Here is a 16,387-nt window from a genome sequence, read left to right as displayed (position 1 = left end):
TTCTGCTTGGCACTAAGTGACTTAATGTCGGTATTTAAGTCACTTAGCACTGGAATATGAAGAAAGGATACAGAATGAAGATTTTACTCAGCAACGATGATGGTGTGCATGCTCAAGGTATTCATGAGCTAGCAGATGAATTACGTGATCTTGCTGAAGTTATCATAGTGGCACCTGACCGTAATCGTTCAGGAGCTTCAAATTCATTAACTTTAGAACAGCCTTTACGCGTTCAAGAGATCGCAGAAAGCACCTATTCAGTACAAGGGACACCAACCGATTGTGTGCATTTCGCATTAAATGAACTGCTAAAGGATGATATGCCTGATCTGGTATTAACGGGCATTAACCACGGCGCGAACCTGGGTGATGACGTGTTGTACTCAGGTACAGTCGCAGCCGCAATGGAAGGGCACTTCTTAGGCGTTCAATCGGTGGCGTTTTCTCTGGTTGGTAAAAAACATTTTAAGACAGCGGCAGCGATTGCTCGTCGTATTGTCGAACAACATTTAGCAAAACCAATCCCAACCAACCGCTTGTTAAACGTCAATGTGCCGGATCTCCCTTTAGAACAGCTATCAGGGACTCAGGTTACTCGCCTTGGCGCACGTCATCATGCTGAAGATATGATTAAGCAAAAAGACCCGCGTGGTCATGATATCTATTGGCTTGGTCCTCCGGGTAAAGAGCAAGATGCAGGAGAAGGGACTGATTTCTATGCGATTGAGCATGGTTATGTATCAGTAACACCATTGCAGGTTGATCTGACGGCGCACGAATCTTTGGGCGCTATGACAACATGGTTAGGGGAGAAGTAAGTGAGTAACCCACAAGCAGAACGCTTAATTACTTTTCTGATTGAAAATGGCATCCGAGACCAAAAAGTACTGGATGCGATTTACCAACTGCCAAGAGAGAGTTTTTTGTCTCAGGCTATGTATCATCAGGCTTATGACAATAATGCGCTGCCTATAGGGCAAGGGCAGACCATCTCACAGCCGTATATTGTTGCTAAAATGACAGAGTTGCTTGAGCTGCAACAAGATAGCCGAGTTTTGGAAATCGGAACCGGTTCTGGCTACCAAACTGCTGTTTTAGCTCAACTTGTTGATCATGTTTATTCGGTTGAAAGAATAAAGTCGCTACAATGGGACGCTAAGCGTCGGCTAAAACAGCTCGATTTTTATAATATTTCAACTAAGCACGGTGATGGTTGGCAAGGGTGGTCTTCTAAAGGGCCTTTTGATGCGATCATCGTAACCGCTGCTGCAGAGTCTATTCCTCAAGCGCTTTTGCAACAGCTTAAAGATGGTGGTCGTCTATTGATTCCGGTTGGTGATAACGAGCAACAGTTATTGAAGATTGTGCGTCATGGTGATGAGTTTTTGTCGAGTGTCATCGAGATGGTGCGATTTGTACCTCTGGTGCCTGGTGAGCTAGCTTAATAAAAGACTGATGGTGTAGGTGGATAGAGAGTCGATGCGTTCGAAGTTGTTAAAAGGAAGTTCCTTGCTGCTTAGCTGTGCCCTTGTTGGGTGTGCAGCGAATTCGCCTGCGCCAGTTTCAAGCCTAAGTAAAAACTACTCATCGGTTGATCGCGGTAGCTACCGTGGCAGTTACTACGAAGTGAAAAAAGGCGATACGCTTTATTTCATCGCGTATGTCACCAATAAAGATGTACAAGACCTGATTAGCTATAACAAACTTGCGGCCCCTTATACCATCCACCCGGGGCAGAAGCTTAAGTTGTGGCGTCCTAGCTATAACGCGCCAGCCTATGGTAAATCAACGGTTGTAGCCGCAGCAGTCGCTGCTCCTGTTGCCGCGTCCACAGCATCATCGACGGCAAGTAAACCTAAAGCTACCCCGCAACAGAGTAAAAACTCTAAACCTGCGCCAGCTCAAACTACCACCAAAGTGGCGAAAAAAGATCCACCAAAGAAGGTTGAACAATCCAAATCAAAGGAGTATGTTGGGTCTAAAGGTAAACAGAATGTTACACCGTCCACCAAACCAACAAGTGATAAAGTATCCAAATGGTTATGGCCAACAAAGGGGAGAGTAATTAAGAATTTCTCTGTAGGCGAACAAGGAAATAAAGGCATAGACATAGCAGGACAGCGAGGTCAGCCAATAGTATCTACTGCAGGGGGAACGGTTGTTTATTCGGGTAATGCATTACGAGGCTACGGCAATCTAGTGATTGTGAAGCATAATGATAATTACTTAAGTGCATACGCGCATAACGACCGACTATTAGTATCTGAAGGGCAAAGTGTGAAACCAGGGCAGAAGATTGCAACAATGGGAAGCTCTGGAGCCAGCAGTGTTAGGCTGCACTTTGAGATTCGTTACCAAGGTAAATCCGTCAATCCAAAACGATATTTACCTTAAATACAATACCAACTAATCACGTATTGTATTAAGTGACATAGTCATTTAGCGACATATGAAGTTGTAATGTCATGCTAATTTCGCCAGGGGGAGGCGTTATGAGTATAAGCAATGCAGTAACCAAAGAAGAGTTCGATCTTGACCAAGTAACCACGGAATCGGAAATACTTGAGCAAGGGAAGCGAACAGCTACTAAGAAAGCCGAAGTTAAAGAAGAAACTGAAGTTACTTCTAAGAGTTTAGATGCGACGCAACTGTATCTAGGCGAAATCGGTTTCTCACCACTACTAACCGCTGAAGAAGAGGTGCTTTACGCACGTCGAGCTCTACGCGGTGATGAAGCAGCACGCAAACGCATGATCGAAAGTAACCTGCGTTTGGTAGTGAAAATTTCCCGTCGTTATAGCAACCGTGGCTTGGCACTTCTCGATCTAATCGAAGAAGGCAACCTAGGTTTGATTCGCGCCGTAGAGAAATTTGACCCAGAGCGTGGCTTCCGTTTTTCTACTTACGCGACATGGTGGATTCGTCAGACCATAGAGCGTGCCCTGATGAATCAGACTCGCACTATCCGTTTGCCTATTCATGTTGTGAAAGAGCTGAACATCTACCTACGTACTGCAAGAGAACTATCACAAAAGCTTGACCACGAACCAACAGCTGAAGAGATCGCTTCTAAGCTAGATAAGCCGGTTGGTGATGTGAGTAAGATGCTTCGTCTAAACGAAAGAGTGAGCTCTGTAGATACGCCAATTGGTGGTGATGGTGAGAAAGCACTGTTGGATATTATTCCAGACATCAACAATTCTGACCCTGAGGTTTCAACTCAAGACAGTGATATCAAGAACTCACTGATCTTCTGGCTTGATGAACTGAATCCTAAGCAGAAAGAAGTGCTTGCACGTCGATTTGGACTACTAGGTTATGAACCGTCAACGCTAGAAGAAGTTGGCCGTGAAATCAGCCTGACTCGTGAGCGAGTTCGTCAAATCCAAGTTGAAGGTCTGCGTCGTCTACGTGAGATCCTAATCAAGCAAGGTCTGAACATGGAAAACCTGTTCAACGTTGAAAACGACTAAACGATATTTATTGATATCAAAAAAAACGCTGACTTAATGTCAGCGTTTTTAGTTTCTGGTGTCTTAAGTTTCTTAATTTACTAGCCTATGATCTAGACCACTTTTGACTACAGTAGCTTCTTCAAGCGGTATAACTCTTCTAGTGCCTGGCGTGGCGTTAGATCATCAGGATCCACGTTCGCTAATGCTTGTTCTACTTCACTTGGCTCAGGGATAAGGCTCAGTTGGTTTGCTATATCGACGCCGCTTGGCTTCGATGTAGGAGACTCAATACTCAATGCTTCAAGTTGTGTCAGCTTCGCACGAGCGTTCTTGATCACGGCTTTTGGTACACCAGCTAATCCTGCAACTGCTAGGCCGTAAGATTTACTTGCCGCGCCTTCTTGAACTGCGTGCATAAAGGCGATGCTGTCACCGTGCTCTACTGCGTCTAAGTGAACGTTGGCTAGAGTTGGTATCTGGTTTGGTAGCTCGGTTAGCTCAAAGTAGTGCGTCGCAAAAAGTGTCATCGCATTGATTTGATTCGCTAGCCACTCTGCACTTGCCCAAGCGAGAGATAGACCATCGTAAGTACTGGTACCACGACCGATTTCATCCATCAGCACTAGGCTGTTTGGTGTTGCATTGTGCAGGATATTAGCCGTTTCCGTCATCTCAACCATGAAGGTTGAACGCCCAGACGCTAGATCATCCGATGCACCAATTCGAGTAAAGATACGGTCGATAGAGCCAATGGTTGCGCTTTCAGCTGGTACATAACAACCGATATGCGCCATTAGCGCGATAAGTGCTGTTTGACGCATGTAAGTCGATTTACCACCCATGTTTGGACCTGTGATGATCAGCATCTTACGCTTATCGTTAAGGTCAATTGGGTTAGCAATGAATGGTTCGTCCATCACTTGCTCAACCACTGGGTGACGGCCTGCTTGGATTTGGACGCCAGCGGATTCCGTCATAGTCGGGCGGCAGTAATCGAGAGTGTCTGCACGTTCGGCTAAGTTCTGTAAGACATCAAGCTGAGACACAGAAGAGGCGATGTTTTGTAGTCGCTCTAAATGTGGCAGTAGCAAATCAAACAGCTCTTCCCATAACTGCTTCTCGATAGCCAGAGCTTTCGACTTAGAGTTTAGAACTTTGTCTTCGTGCTCTTTTAGCTCGGGAATGATGTAGCGCTCAGCGTTCTTTAGTGTTTGACGACGTACATAGTGTGGCGGCACAAGGTGGCTTTGCCCGCGGCTTACCTGAATAAAGAAACCGTGTACGTTGTTGTAACCCACTTTTAGTGTGTCGATACCATGACGTTCACGCTCTTCTTGTTCGAGTTGGTCAAGGAATTCGGTTGCACCAGCGGCTAGGTTACGCCACTCGTCTAGTTCAGCATTGTAGCCTTCTGCGATTACACCGCCATCGCGGATAACCACGGGCGGGTTCTCTTTGATGGCGCGCTCTAATAGCTCTGAGACCTCATCTAAAGGAGAAGCATACTGAGCTAACTGAGTGAGGTATGGGTGCTTAAGCTGGGTTAGCGTTTCTGCAAGTTCTGGTAGGTATTCCATCGCTTGACGAAGTCGCGCCATATCACGAGGGCGAGCCGAGCGAAGTGCTAATCGAGCCAAAATACGCTCAATGTCACCGATCTGTTTCAGGGTTGGCTGTAGTTCAGTAAATAGCGCTAAATCTTTCATTTCACCAATCGCGTCTAGGCGCTGATCGAGTGCCGAGATATTACGCATTGGTTGATGTAACCAACGCTTAAGCATACGACTACCCATTGCGGTTGCAGTGTGGTCCAGCACTTCAGCAAGGGTGTTGTCTGTTCCACCGCTAAGGTTTTGTGTGATCTCTAGGTTGCGGCGAGTTGCAGCATCAAGGATCACCGAGTGATCTTGCTTGTCCATGGTCAGTGAACGGATATGTGGCAGCGCTGTGCGTTGGGTATCTTTCACATACTGAATAAGACAGCCGGCTGCACACAAGCCAAGCTTCGCGCCTTCAACCCCAAAACCAACAAGGTCACGAGTACCAAACTGTTGGTTCAACTGCTGCTTAGCGGTATCTAGTTCAAACTCCCATACTGGACGACGACGATTACCAGTGCGGCTTGCCATTAACTCAACAGGTTCGAAATCCTCAGGGAACAACAACTCACGCGGAGAAGTTCTCTGCAGTTCTGCTGCCATTGCTTCTTCGGTTTCTGGTTCACACAGTTGGAATCGGCCAGAGGTAATGTCTAGCGTCGCGTAACCAAACTTGCCATTGTGGTGGTAGATAGCGGCAATCAAATTGTCGACGCGCTCAGAAAGCAGTGCTTCGTCAGTTACGGTACCTGGTGTCACGATACGCACAACTGCACGCTCGACAGGGCCTTTTGAAAGTGCTGGATTACCAATCTGTTCACAAATTGCTACGGATTCTCCGAGTTGCACTAACTTAGCTAGATACCCCTCAACGGCATGGTATGGGACGCCGGCCATTGGGATTGGCTCACCATTTGAAGAGCCGCGTTTGGTCAGTGAAATATCGAGGAGTTGAGACGCTTTTTTTGCGTCATCGTAGAAAAGCTCGTAGAAATCGCCCATGCGGTAGAACAGCAGAATTTCTGGGTTTTCTGCTTTCAGTTTTAGGTACTGCTGCATCATGGGGGTATGTTTTTGATCGGCTTTCACAGTTAACTTCTTTCGTTTATTTCTATTGCGGCTTAGGATACGTGAAAGCGTTTCGTGCGAAAAGCGGCTGAAGCGAAAAGATGCGTATCCAAATGTTCTAATGATAAATAAAGGGAAGCTGATAATGCAGATGACTCAAGATCTTAGTGAAAAACTCGGACTGTTGCTTGCAGAGCACAATCAGGTGTTGGTCACCGCCGAGTCTTGTACTGGTGGCGGTGTAGCAAGTGCGGTAACGGATATCGCGGGCAGCTCTGCTTGGTTTGATCGCGCTTTTGTCACGTATAGCAATGAAGCAAAGCAAGAGATGATTGGCGTACAGCTAGAAACCTTAGTGGAATTTGGTGCGGTCAGTGAACCTGTCGTCATAGAAATGGCTAAAGGTGCGCTAGAGCATTCGAACGGAACCATCGCGGTGTCAATTAGTGGTATTGCAGGTCCTGGTGGCGGTACAAAAGAGAAGCCCGTTGGTACGGTATGCTTTGCTTGGAAGGCGCTAAGTGGTTGGAATAAAGTGGAAACGCATGTATTTGCCGGTGACAGATCACAAGTACGCCAACAAGCCACGCACCATGCCCTGCAAGTTATTTATGATTACCTATCAATGGAAGACAAGTAACATTTGTACAAATTATTTTCATACAGGTATAGACACTGTATGAATCAACAGTATAATAAAAGCCAATTAGTCACCCCTATGTGGGTTCGAAATAGATTCTAAATCGCTTGTTTCACGACAACCGATTATCTGGAGATAGTAATGGACGAGAATAAACAAAAAGCGTTAGCCGCAGCCCTTGGTCAGATTGAAAAACAATTTGGTAAAGGCTCTATCATGCGTCTTGGTGACAACCGCACAATGGATGTAGAAACAATTTCTACTGGTTCTCTATCTCTAGATATCGCACTAGGTGCTGGTGGTCTACCGATGGGTCGTATCGTTGAAATCTATGGTCCAGAATCTTCAGGTAAAACAACGCTAACCCTTGAGCTGATTGCTGCAGCACAAAAAGTAGGTAAAACTTGTGCTTTCGTTGATGCTGAGCACGCACTAGACCCAATCTACGCTCAAAAGCTTGGTGTTGATATCGATGCACTTCTTGTTTCTCAACCAGATACTGGTGAACAAGCTCTAGAAATCTGTGATGCGCTAGCGCGTTCTGGTGCTATCGACGTATTGGTTGTCGACTCAGTAGCAGCACTAACACCAAAAGCTGAAATCGAAGGCGAAATGGGCGACAGCCACATGGGTCTTCAAGCTCGTATGCTTTCTCAAGCAATGCGTAAGCTGACTGGTAACCTTAAGCAGTCTAACTGTATGTGTATCTTCATTAACCAAATCCGTATGAAGATTGGTGTAATGTTTGGTAACCCAGAAACAACAACGGGTGGTAACGCACTTAAGTTCTACGCATCTGTTCGTCTTGATATTCGCCGTACTGGCTCTATCAAAGAAGGTGACGAGATCGTTGGTAACGAAACGCGCATTAAGGTTGTTAAGAACAAGATTGCTGCACCGTTTAAACAAGCTGAAACTCAAATCCTATACGGCCAAGGCTTTAACCGCGAAGGTGAGCTGATTGACCTAGGTGTTAAGAACAAGCTAGTTGATAAAGCAGGCGCTTGGTACAGCTACAAAGGCGATAAGATCGGTCAGGGTAAATCGAACTCTTGTAAGTTCCTACGTGAAAACCCAGAGATCGCTCTAGAGCTAGATACTAAACTTCGTGACTTGCTACTGACTCCTGCTGTTTTAGAAGAGAAAGAAGCAGAAAAAGAAGAAGAGAACGAAGAGTTTTAATCTAAATCGTTACTCTTAGCTAAGAACTTGAAGCCTCGCATTGTATGCGGGGCTTTTTTATTGGCTGACACATTCACCGCACTTCTTCAGTTTCTCATTTCGGCGTTCGCTATCTGCAATCCCCTCAAAGCTAAGCCAGTGATTTTTTGAGCGACAAGATCATTTATTGCTGTGGTTTGCCTTTGCAGTAAAAGGACTCCAGTAAGGGGTTAATAATGGATGGGTAAATATTGAGGCCGTCTAGCTTCTGTTTGAAGATATTTTGACTCTTTCGATTGTTGGTAAAAACAAAAGCATACATTGAAATGATGTTGTCTCGGAAAGCTGAATTAGTGATACGAATGTAGATATTTTTTACATTGCACTGCGATAGCTCGAGGTGATTGATGTATGAGGTCATTTCGGGGGCAGTGATTGTATTTGATTGGTCATGAACATAAAGCGTGGCACTACCAAACGAATAGGACTGGTAGTTGTCTTTATCTAAAAATGGCGCTCGTTCTTTGTTGTAATGAATGGAGTAGTAGGCGACTAATATGATGCCAAGCCACAGGGCACATAAATTTAACGTAAATTGACGAGGAAACTTGGTTTTCGTTTTTTGATTACTGACTGGTTGCTGTAAATCTGGGCTTATCTTTGCGTCATCAATGTTAGTGTCTGCATTTGCCAATTCAAGTTGCAATTCAGCCTCAGCGAACGGCTTAATTTCTTCAACTTTCGGAGCTTGTTGCTTTGGTGAAATCACCAATAAGTAACCTTGCTTACTGATTGTTTTGAGCTCTAACTCATTAGTATCTAAATTTTTGAATACTTTACGAATATAACTAATGGTGTTGGTTAGAGATTGATCGGTAACCAATACACCTTGCCAACACTCTTCAAATAACTCCTCTCGCGAAACGCATCTATCTTGGTGCTTTAACAAGTACAACAGAACCTTGAATGGTCGAGGGCGCATGCTGACCGTGATATCCACTGGATGGTGAGTCAGCGTCCTTATCTCAGTATCAATAGTGACGGAATCGGTGATATTACGCGTTTGATTCATGGGCTCAGTAATTTAAATGGAGTTCATTTTGGCGGGCGGTACTTTAAGCATAGGAGGGCTGTCTGTAACTGTAAAATCTCATTGGTTATATAAAGATTACATTTAGCTATGTGGTTATGTTTTTGTTTGGCAATGGTTTGTGGTGGAAGCGATGGCTGGTTGCTAACGTAATGCCGCCTCGAGCTTTGGTGATAGCTTGACTTCTAATCGTTGCTTTAAAGGTAATTAGGATGCCAGAAATTAAACAGAAAAACTCTCAATCGGTGAATCAGCTGTTACAAGAGTACAAGGACGTCACTTCCATAGAGTCCTTTCAACTGGATGTCGTTCAGTCTCTTACTAAGATTTTTTCCGATAAAGATAAGAGTATTGAACACTGCGACAAGGTGACCTTACTAAAGGTTGCTCAGCAGCATATTGATCAAGAAATTGATTTCTCTCTTTCTGTTGGTTTCGACGATGCGGTTCCTATCCTCAATCAAATACGAAAAGTAATCGAAGCTGCCTAAGCGTTGAATTTGCGCCCGAGGGTTAATAAACGTTGTTACTGACTTCGCAGGTGCAAATTATGAATGACATATAGATAAGAGATGTTCGATTTGAATGTCTTTAGATAATAGCAACACAGTCAGCTACAACAGCCATTTTTAGAATTACATTGAAAGGAATAAACATGAACACAGTGACATTTATGGGCGATAAAATCGCACTAGCAGGTGACTTCCCACAAAAAGGTGAAGTACTTACTACACCAGCAATGACATCGGTATCGTTAGCACCACTAACGATTTCAGAAAAACAAGCTGATTTTAAACTGATCTATTTGTTCCCAAGCGTTGATACACCAGTATGTTCAAGCAGTACTAAGGTGATCTCTGAACTAGCAGAGCTAAAATCTGAGTCAGTAGATGTATATACGGTTTCAACCGATCTACCATTTGCGCTTGCTCGCTACCAAGAGAGCGAAGGTGTGAAAGGCATTGAGCAGCTATCGGTATTCAAAAATCCAGAGCTATTAAAAGCATTCGGTACTCAGTTTGAAGAGCATGCACTATCTGGCTTGTCAGCTCGTGCAGTTATTTTACTAGATGCGAACAACGTCGTTTTGCATAGCGAACTGGTTTCGGAAGTAACTGAAGAACCAAACTACAACGCTGTTGTGGAAGCTCTAAAAGCTTAATTATAGTGGGGAGCCTTGGTGAATTTTGGGCACCAAGGCTTCACTGTTAATTAGGCGAAACTTTATGGATTACAAGATTTTGCTGAACCTTAGTTGGTTTCGGTCTACGCTTATAATTCAGATGCTTGCCGTGAATGACAGGCAAGTAAGTAAAGAATAGAATCAGATACAAGGTGTCACGCATTGATAAAATCTAAGCCTGCAATTTTTGTCATGATTACAGCGCTAGGTGCATTTATTCTGGCAATCGTATTACTCATTCAACCGATCTCTTTAAGAGGGAGTCAATGGGCGTGTAACCTTAAACATGTGGGTTTTGTTACGCCATCGTATGCGCAGTACTCTGAGTTGAATGAATTTATGCTGTACTCATTTAGTTCTGACGAAGATTTTTTTGTCAGCGATAGGATTCAAACCGTGAATCAGCAGGGGGCAGTCGAAACGGCAGAGGTAGTGTTTGTCGGAAAATACACATTGCAAGATAATCATTTAGAGATGGTATTTAATGAAGTGAACTTCAGACATAAACACCCGAATGACATGATCAATCGTAATCAGGCGCTGTATAAGGGTTTTACGATTCAATATGATATTGAATTGGAAGATGATTTTCTTTATCTGTTCTCTGCCAATAATAGTGAAGAGTTCAATCATATCTGCACTAAGCGCTAGCCTTCCATAATTAGTAATACCCAGTGCGTTCTCTTACTTATCAGAGTTGATTGAAGCCTCCCCCATAAACATTCATCACACCGGTTTTCTTCATATCTACTTGGTACAACCTAGTGGAATATTCTTCATTTTCGCTAATTCCAACTAAAATCCTACCCAAGGGCGTCTTTTCTACAAGAAAACTAGTCGAAGCCTTAACCATGATCTACAATACGGCAAAATTCTAACTCGACTATTTTCAGGAAGAGCTGCATGTACATGAGCACTGATGAGGTTCGCAACGCGTTCCTTAAGTTCTTTGAGAGCAAAGGACACCAAATCGTAGACAGTTCATCGTTAGTTCCACATAACGATCCAACCCTGCTATTCACTAACGCAGGTATGAACCAATTCAAAGATTGTTTCTTAGGCGCCGAAAAGCGTGCCTACACTCGAGCGACTACGGCTCAACGTTGTGTACGTGCTGGCGGTAAACACAATGACCTTGAAAACGTAGGTTTCACGGCTCGTCACCACACATTCTTTGAAATGCTTGGTAACTTCAGCTTTGGTGACTACTTCAAAGAAGACGCGATTGCGTTTGCTTGGGAATTCCTAACAGAAACTCTTCAACTGCCAAAAGACCGTCTACTGGTAACAGTCTACGAGACAGATGACGAAGCATTCGATATCTGGAACAAAAAAGTAGGTGTACCTGCTGACCGTATCGTTCGTATCGGCGACAAAGAAGGCGGTAAACAGTTCGAGTCTGATAACTTCTGGACAATGGGTGACACAGGTCCTTGTGGTCCATGTACTGAAATTTTCTACGATCACGGTGAACACATTTGGGGCGGCCGTCCAGGTACACCTGAAGAAGATGGTGACCGTTTCATCGAGATCTGGAACAACGTATTCATGCAGTTCAACCGTCACGCAGACGGCACAATGGAACCGCTACCTAAGCCTGCTGTTGATACAGGTATGGGTATTGAGCGTATCTCTGCAATCATGCAAGGCGTACACTCTAACTACGAAATCGATGTATTCCAAAAGCTAATCAAAGCAACAGCTGAAACGATCGGTTACGAAGACCTATCGAACCAGTCACTACGCGTTATTGCTGACCACATCCGCTCTTGTTCATTCCTGATCGCTGATGGCGTTATGCCTTCAAACGAAGGTCGTGGTTACGTTCTACGTCGTATCATCCGTCGTGCAGTTCGTCACGGTAACAAGCTTGGTGCACAAGGTGTATTCTTCCACAAACTTGTGGGCGTACTGGCTGAAGTGATGGGTTCTGCAGCTGAAGAGCTTAAGAAGCAACAAGAGCTGGTTGAAAAAGTACTTCGTATCGAAGAAGAAAACTTTGGTCGTACGCTAGAGCGCGGCATGGTTATCCTGAACGAAGCACTAGACGCACTTGAAGGCAAAGAGCTAGACGGTGAAACAGTATTCAAACTTTACGATACCTACGGATTCCCAGCTGACTTAACTAACGATGTTGCTCGTGAGCGTGACTTCACTATTGATGAAGCAGGCTTCGAGAAGGCGATGGAAGTTCAGCGTCAGCGTGCACGTGAAGCAGGCCAATTCGGTACTGACTACAACGCGACGATCAAAGTTGAAACCAACACTGAGTTCTGTGGTTACACCGGTACAGAAGGTGCTGGTGAGATTTCTGCACTGTTCGTTGAAGGCGAAGAGGTTGCTTCTCTGTCTGCGGGCGATAAAGCAATCATCATCCTTGAAGAGACGCCATTCTATGCTGAATCAGGCGGTCAATGTGGTGATACAGGTACTCTGAAAACAGCTTCAGGTCTTTTCAAAGTAGAAGATACTCAAAAGCTAGGTAACGCATTTGCACACCATGGTGAGCTAGTTGAAGGTGTGTTCGCTAAAGGCGATAAAGTAGAAGCAACCGTAGACGCTGAGCGTCGTGCTGCTATCTCACTAAACCACTCTGCAACTCACTTACTTCATGCTGCACTGCGCGAAGTGCTTGGTGAGCACGTTGCTCAGAAAGGTTCTTTGGTTAAGCCAGACAACCTACGTTTTGATTTCTCTAACCTTGAAGCGGTAACACCGGCACAGATTAAAGAAGTAGAGCGTTTGGTTAACGCACAAGTTCGTAAGAACCATGCAATTGAAACCAACATCATGGACATCGAGTCAGCGAAAGAAAAAGGTGCAATGGCACTGTTTGGCGAGAAGTACGATGATGAAGTTCGCGTTCTGTCTATGGGCGATTTCTCTACTGAGCTTTGTGGTGGTATTCACGCTTCAAACACAGGTGATATTGGTCTATTCAAGATCACTTCTGAAGGTGGTATTGCTGCGGGTATTCGTCGTATTGAAGCGGTAACGGGTGAAGCTGCACTAGATGCAGTAGAAGCTCAAGCTAACGCTTACGAAGAGAAACTGGCTGAGTCAGCTAAGAAAGCAAAATCTTTAGAGAAAGAAATCCAACTGCTTAAAGAAAAGATGGCTGCAGCAGAAAGCGCAAACATCATGGGCAAAGTAGAAGAAATCTCTGGTACTAAGGTACTGGTTGCTGCCATTGAAGGTGCAGACAACAAGAACCTACGTACTATGGTTGATAACGCTAAAAACCAAGTGGGCAGCGGCATCATCCTGATCGCTAACGTAGCAGACGGTAAAGTTGGCTTGATTGCAGGTGTAACTAAAGACCTTATCGGCAAAGTAAAAGCTGGTGACCTAGTTAAGATGGTTGCTGAGCAAGTTGGCGGTAAAGGTGGCGGTCGTCCAGATATGGCTCAAGCGGGCGGTACTGACGTTGAAGCACTACCTGAAGCGCTTAAATCTGTACGTACTTGGCTAGAAGAGCGTCTTTAAGCTTAAGTAATTGACACAAAGATGCCCAATCAGTTGATTGGGCATCTTTTATTTTGCCTATCGGAAGAGTGTCTCAACCAGGTTTGATTGAGATTAACTAAGAAGTTTAATGTCAGCGTTACACTTCTTGGTTAATTTTTTATTGCTTCGCCATGACGCGGAGCGTGTGTTTTTTTGTCATATATAGACATTGGTCTTGGGAAGGTGAGGACGGGTGAAAATGCCTCTTATCGTGCAGAAGTTTGGCGGAACGTCGGTGGGTTCAATAGAACGAATCCAACATGTAGCAGAGAAAATCATTGAAGCGAAAAATGAAGGCAATCAGGTTGTGGTTGTGGTCTCTGCTATGTCAGGTGAAACGAATCGGTTGGTTAACTTAGCCACTCAAATCGATAGCGTACCAAATGCTAGAGAATTGGATGTGTTGTTAACTGCAGGAGAACAAGTTTCCATGGCACTGTTGGCGATGACGCTGCACAAGTTAGGTTATGAAGCGACATCGATGACGGGCTATCAAGCTGGGATTCACACCGATTCTAATCATAACAATGCGACGATCGAGCATATTGATACTACTCCTATTCAAACCTTGTTAGACGACAATCAGATTGTGATTGTGGCTGGCTTTCAAGGTATGAACGCTAAAGGCGACATTACGACATTAGGCCGTGGTGGTTCCGATACCACAGCGGTTGCGTTAGCTGGCGCCCTTCAAGCTAAAGAGTGCCAGATCTATACTGATGTCGATGGCGTTTACTCGTGTGATCCTCGCGTTGTTAAACATTCGAAGAAGTTAGATACCTTAGACTTTCCATCGATGGAAGAGATGGCTCGTCGTGGTGCTAAGGTATTGCACCTTCCGTGCGTGCAGTACGCGTGGCAACACAATGTGCCATTGCGAGTACTTTCAAGCTTTGAAGAAGGCGAGGGTACATTGATTGCTGGCGACCAGTGTTTGAATGATATTTCTGGCCTCGCTATACAAAGAGATATGGTGCGTATCGAGTGTTTGAATGAGGACCTAGATTCTTTCTTATCGCATTGCCAACTGTTAGGAATTGAAGTCTGTAGTGTGATCGAGGGAACAGAACGGGCAGCACTCATTATTAAACAAGACATAAGTGCCAAATTAAAACTAGTTTTTGATGAGAAAATCCGTAATAGTGAACAGGTTAGTTTGTTAACTGTGGTAGGAAGCCGAACACAAGAAATTGTGGTCAGTTCACATGGATTGTTGTCTGAAGGCGAAATTGATGTACAGCATCACTTATTGCAGCAGCAGTCTTTAACTTTGGTGATATCACCAACGCAAGTCGATACGGCTGCTAACATATTACATAATGCATACATCGTAGCGCGTGAAAAGCAGGGTTATCCCCAAAAAGAAGTGCATTTTGGTTAAATAAACTCAATCGATAGTTTACGAAAATATAACTTTTGTTGGATAATGCTCTCGTAGCTAGATAAATTTAGAGATTACTCAAGGAGCAAAGAATGCTAATTTTGACTCGCCGCGTTGGCGAAACACTGATGATTGGTGATGAAGTAACAGTTACTGTACTAGGTGTTAAAGGTAACCAAGTACGTATTGGTGTTAACGCACCTAAAGAAGTATCTGTTCACCGTGAAGAGATCTACATGCGCATTCAAGCTGAAAAAGGTAATGGTAACGTTGCATCTGGCAACTACTAATACTTTGCGTAGAGAAGAGGCTAGCATTACTGCTAGCCTTTTTTGATCTTGAGGAATGATAATTCGACGTCGAAACATTGGTTCATCGGATAACGTATTTGTTTTGATTTTGCAGAATGAATACTTCACCAAGTTAGGTGCTATTGGTAATTGCTGGGTGTGATAGCGGACGGTGAAATTTCTTTGCCACACTTCAAGATTTATTGGCTTCCCCTATAGCGCAAATACGCATCCCGTAGTATTGTTCATCCAGCGGTAGCACTTGCTGCTGGAGAAATCAGATAATTGTTTTTAGCGGTTTATTATTGCCAATCTTTCGCCTTAATTTTTAAGGGAAAAAGCGCGCTTTTGATGTTATAAGTTCAAATTGCAAGCGCTTTGATTAAATAGCAAACGGTTGAGTGTTTTTGTCCAATTTTTTTCAATAAAGTGTTTGACATATTTTCGGTAAAACGTAATATGTGCCTCCGCAAGACGGTGAGGTGGCCGAGAGGCCGAAGGCGCTCCCCTGCTAAGGGAGTATGTGGTTTGTAGCTGCATCGAGGGTTCGAATCCCTCCCTCACCGCCATTTCTTGCGAGTCTAAAGTTAGCAACTTAGACAATGTAAATGTGCGTCCTTAGCTCAGCTGGATAGAGTACCTGGCTACGAACCAGGCGGTCGGAGGTTCGAATCCTCCAGGACGCGCCATTCTCTCTTCTCTTACTTGTAAGTGATGTGAGAATAATGAATTAGGTGAGGTGGCCGAGTGGCCGAAGGCGCTCCCCTGCTAAGGGAGTATGTGGTTTGTAGCTGCATCGAGGGTTCGAATCCCTCCCTCACCGCCATTCATTACAGGCCGATGGCCTTTTTTTTTCTTCGTAGCAAGAAGAATGTGATATATTTCACAACTTCATTCTTAATGAATGAACACCGTGCGTCCTTAGCTCAGCTGGATAGAGTACCTGGCTACGAACCAGGCGGTCGGAGGTTCGAATCCTCCAGGACGCGCCACTCTTTAGGGTTTCCTTGTGAA

14 protein-coding genes and 4 tRNA genes are annotated in these 16,387 nt (G+C 44.5%); 16 read left to right on the top strand and 2 right to left on the bottom strand.

The genetic code is table 11. The features are described 5' to 3' along the window. Positions 1–74 precede the first annotated feature (74 nt). From surE to rpoS, 4 genes are all read left to right on the top strand, one after another. Positions 75–818, top strand: coding sequence for a 5'/3'-nucleotidase SurE (gene surE / locus F0251_RS17060; RefSeq protein ID WP_061032448.1), 744 nt, complete (start codon positions 75–77; stop codon positions 816–818). After that, entirely contained in the window at positions 819–1,445 is a 627-nt protein-coding gene (locus F0251_RS17055; RefSeq protein WP_061032449.1) for a protein-L-isoaspartate(D-aspartate) O-methyltransferase, read from the top strand. It begins immediately after the preceding gene. Between the two features lie 34 nt (positions 1,446–1,479). After that, positions 1,480–2,394 (top strand): murein hydrolase activator NlpD, encoded by a 915-nt coding sequence (gene nlpD / locus F0251_RS17050; protein WP_008221136.1) that lies wholly within the window; start codon positions 1,480–1,482, stop codon positions 2,392–2,394. A gap of 98 nt (positions 2,395–2,492) precedes the next feature. After that, entirely contained in the window at positions 2,493–3,473 is a 981-nt protein-coding gene (gene rpoS / locus F0251_RS17045; protein WP_008221135.1) for an RNA polymerase sigma factor RpoS, read from the top strand. Positions 3,474–3,580: 107 nt separating this feature from the next. Here rpoS and mutS read toward each other — a convergent pair whose 3' ends face one another. Continuing rightward, positions 3,581–6,142: a DNA mismatch repair protein MutS gene (mutS, locus tag F0251_RS17040; protein WP_105057593.1), complete on the bottom strand. Its 2,562-nt coding sequence runs from the start codon at positions 6,140–6,142 to the stop codon at positions 3,581–3,583. 124 nt (positions 6,143–6,266) lie between these two features. On the opposite strand from mutS, the gene pncC reads away from it, so the two are divergent. Both pncC and recA read left to right on the top strand, forming a co-directional pair. After that, on the top strand, positions 6,267–6,761 hold the full coding sequence (gene pncC / locus F0251_RS17035) for a nicotinamide-nucleotide amidase (protein ID WP_105057592.1): 495 nt from the start codon (positions 6,267–6,269) through the stop codon (positions 6,759–6,761). 141 nt (positions 6,762–6,902) lie between these two features. After that, positions 6,903–7,943: a recombinase RecA gene (gene recA / locus F0251_RS17030; protein WP_061032452.1), complete on the top strand. Its 1,041-nt coding sequence runs from the start codon at positions 6,903–6,905 to the stop codon at positions 7,941–7,943. A gap of 163 nt (positions 7,944–8,106) precedes the next feature. Here recA and F0251_RS17025 read toward each other — a convergent pair whose 3' ends face one another. Continuing rightward, entirely contained in the window at positions 8,107–8,994 is an 888-nt protein-coding gene (locus F0251_RS17025) for a winged helix-turn-helix domain-containing protein (RefSeq protein ID WP_171731447.1), read from the bottom strand. Between the two features lie 230 nt (positions 8,995–9,224). On the opposite strand from F0251_RS17025, the gene F0251_RS17020 reads away from it, so the two are divergent. From F0251_RS17020 to F0251_RS16975, 10 genes are all read left to right on the top strand, one after another. Next, the gene (locus F0251_RS17020) at positions 9,225–9,503 is read left to right on the top strand and encodes a hypothetical protein (protein WP_116871670.1); all 279 of its coding nucleotides are present in this window, start codon (positions 9,225–9,227) and stop codon (positions 9,501–9,503) included. Positions 9,504–9,667: 164 nt separating this feature from the next. Continuing rightward, positions 9,668–10,174, top strand: coding sequence for a thiol peroxidase (gene tpx, locus F0251_RS17015; protein ID WP_171731446.1), 507 nt, complete (start codon positions 9,668–9,670; stop codon positions 10,172–10,174). A gap of 183 nt (positions 10,175–10,357) precedes the next feature. Beyond that, a complete protein-coding gene (locus F0251_RS17010) occupies positions 10,358–10,846 on the top strand; it encodes a hypothetical protein (protein WP_061032456.1) in 489 nt (162 codons plus the stop codon). Between the two features lie 252 nt (positions 10,847–11,098). Continuing rightward, positions 11,099–13,681: an alanine--tRNA ligase gene (alaS, locus tag F0251_RS17005; protein WP_102423637.1), complete on the top strand. Its 2,583-nt coding sequence runs from the start codon at positions 11,099–11,101 to the stop codon at positions 13,679–13,681. A gap of 220 nt (positions 13,682–13,901) precedes the next feature. Continuing rightward, entirely contained in the window at positions 13,902–15,083 is a 1,182-nt protein-coding gene (locus tag F0251_RS17000; protein WP_081090329.1) for an aspartate kinase, read from the top strand. Positions 15,084–15,175: 92 nt separating this feature from the next. Continuing rightward, on the top strand, positions 15,176–15,373 hold the full coding sequence (gene csrA, locus F0251_RS16995; RefSeq protein ID WP_004415691.1) for a carbon storage regulator CsrA: 198 nt from the start codon (positions 15,176–15,178) through the stop codon (positions 15,371–15,373). 476 nt (positions 15,374–15,849) lie between these two features. Then, positions 15,850–15,942, top strand: a tRNA-Ser gene (locus tag F0251_RS16990). Between the two features lie 43 nt (positions 15,943–15,985). After that, positions 15,986–16,062 (top strand) — tRNA-Arg (locus tag F0251_RS16985). A 44-nt stretch (positions 16,063–16,106) separates the two neighbouring features. Then, positions 16,107–16,199 (top strand) — tRNA-Ser (locus F0251_RS16980). 89 nt (positions 16,200–16,288) lie between these two features. Then, positions 16,289–16,365: transfer RNA gene (locus F0251_RS16975), tRNA-Arg, on the top strand. Positions 16,366–16,387: the final 22 nt, after the last annotated feature.

It is taken from the genome of Vibrio sp. 070316B (assembly GCF_013114115.1).
GTDB classification, from domain to species: Bacteria; Pseudomonadota; Gammaproteobacteria; order Enterobacterales; family Vibrionaceae; genus Vibrio; species Vibrio chagasii_B.
This window is presented reverse-complemented; position numbering and strand designations above follow the sequence as displayed.

Coding starts and splice junctions, on each gene's coding strand:
- surE (WP_061032448.1), top strand. CDS start 75: ATGAAGATTTTACTCAGCAACGATGATGGTGTGCATGCTCAAGGTATT.
- nlpD (WP_008221136.1), top strand. CDS start 1,480: ATGCGTTCGAAGTTGTTAAAAGGAAGTTCCTTGCTGCTTAGCTGTGCC.
- rpoS (WP_008221135.1), top strand. CDS start 2,493: ATGAGTATAAGCAATGCAGTAACCAAAGAAGAGTTCGATCTTGACCAA.
- pncC (WP_105057592.1), top strand. CDS start 6,267: ATGCAGATGACTCAAGATCTTAGTGAAAAACTCGGACTGTTGCTTGCA.
- recA (WP_061032452.1), top strand. CDS start 6,903: ATGGACGAGAATAAACAAAAAGCGTTAGCCGCAGCCCTTGGTCAGATT.
- F0251_RS17025 (WP_171731447.1), bottom strand. CDS start 8,994: ATGAATCAAACGCGTAATATCACCGATTCCGTCACTATTGATACTGAG.
- F0251_RS17020 (WP_116871670.1), top strand. CDS start 9,225: ATGCCAGAAATTAAACAGAAAAACTCTCAATCGGTGAATCAGCTGTTA.
- tpx (WP_171731446.1), top strand. CDS start 9,668: ATGAACACAGTGACATTTATGGGCGATAAAATCGCACTAGCAGGTGAC.
- alaS (WP_102423637.1), top strand. CDS start 11,099: ATGTACATGAGCACTGATGAGGTTCGCAACGCGTTCCTTAAGTTCTTT.
- F0251_RS17000 (WP_081090329.1), top strand. CDS start 13,902: ATGCCTCTTATCGTGCAGAAGTTTGGCGGAACGTCGGTGGGTTCAATA.
- csrA (WP_004415691.1), top strand. CDS start 15,176: ATGCTAATTTTGACTCGCCGCGTTGGCGAAACACTGATGATTGGTGAT.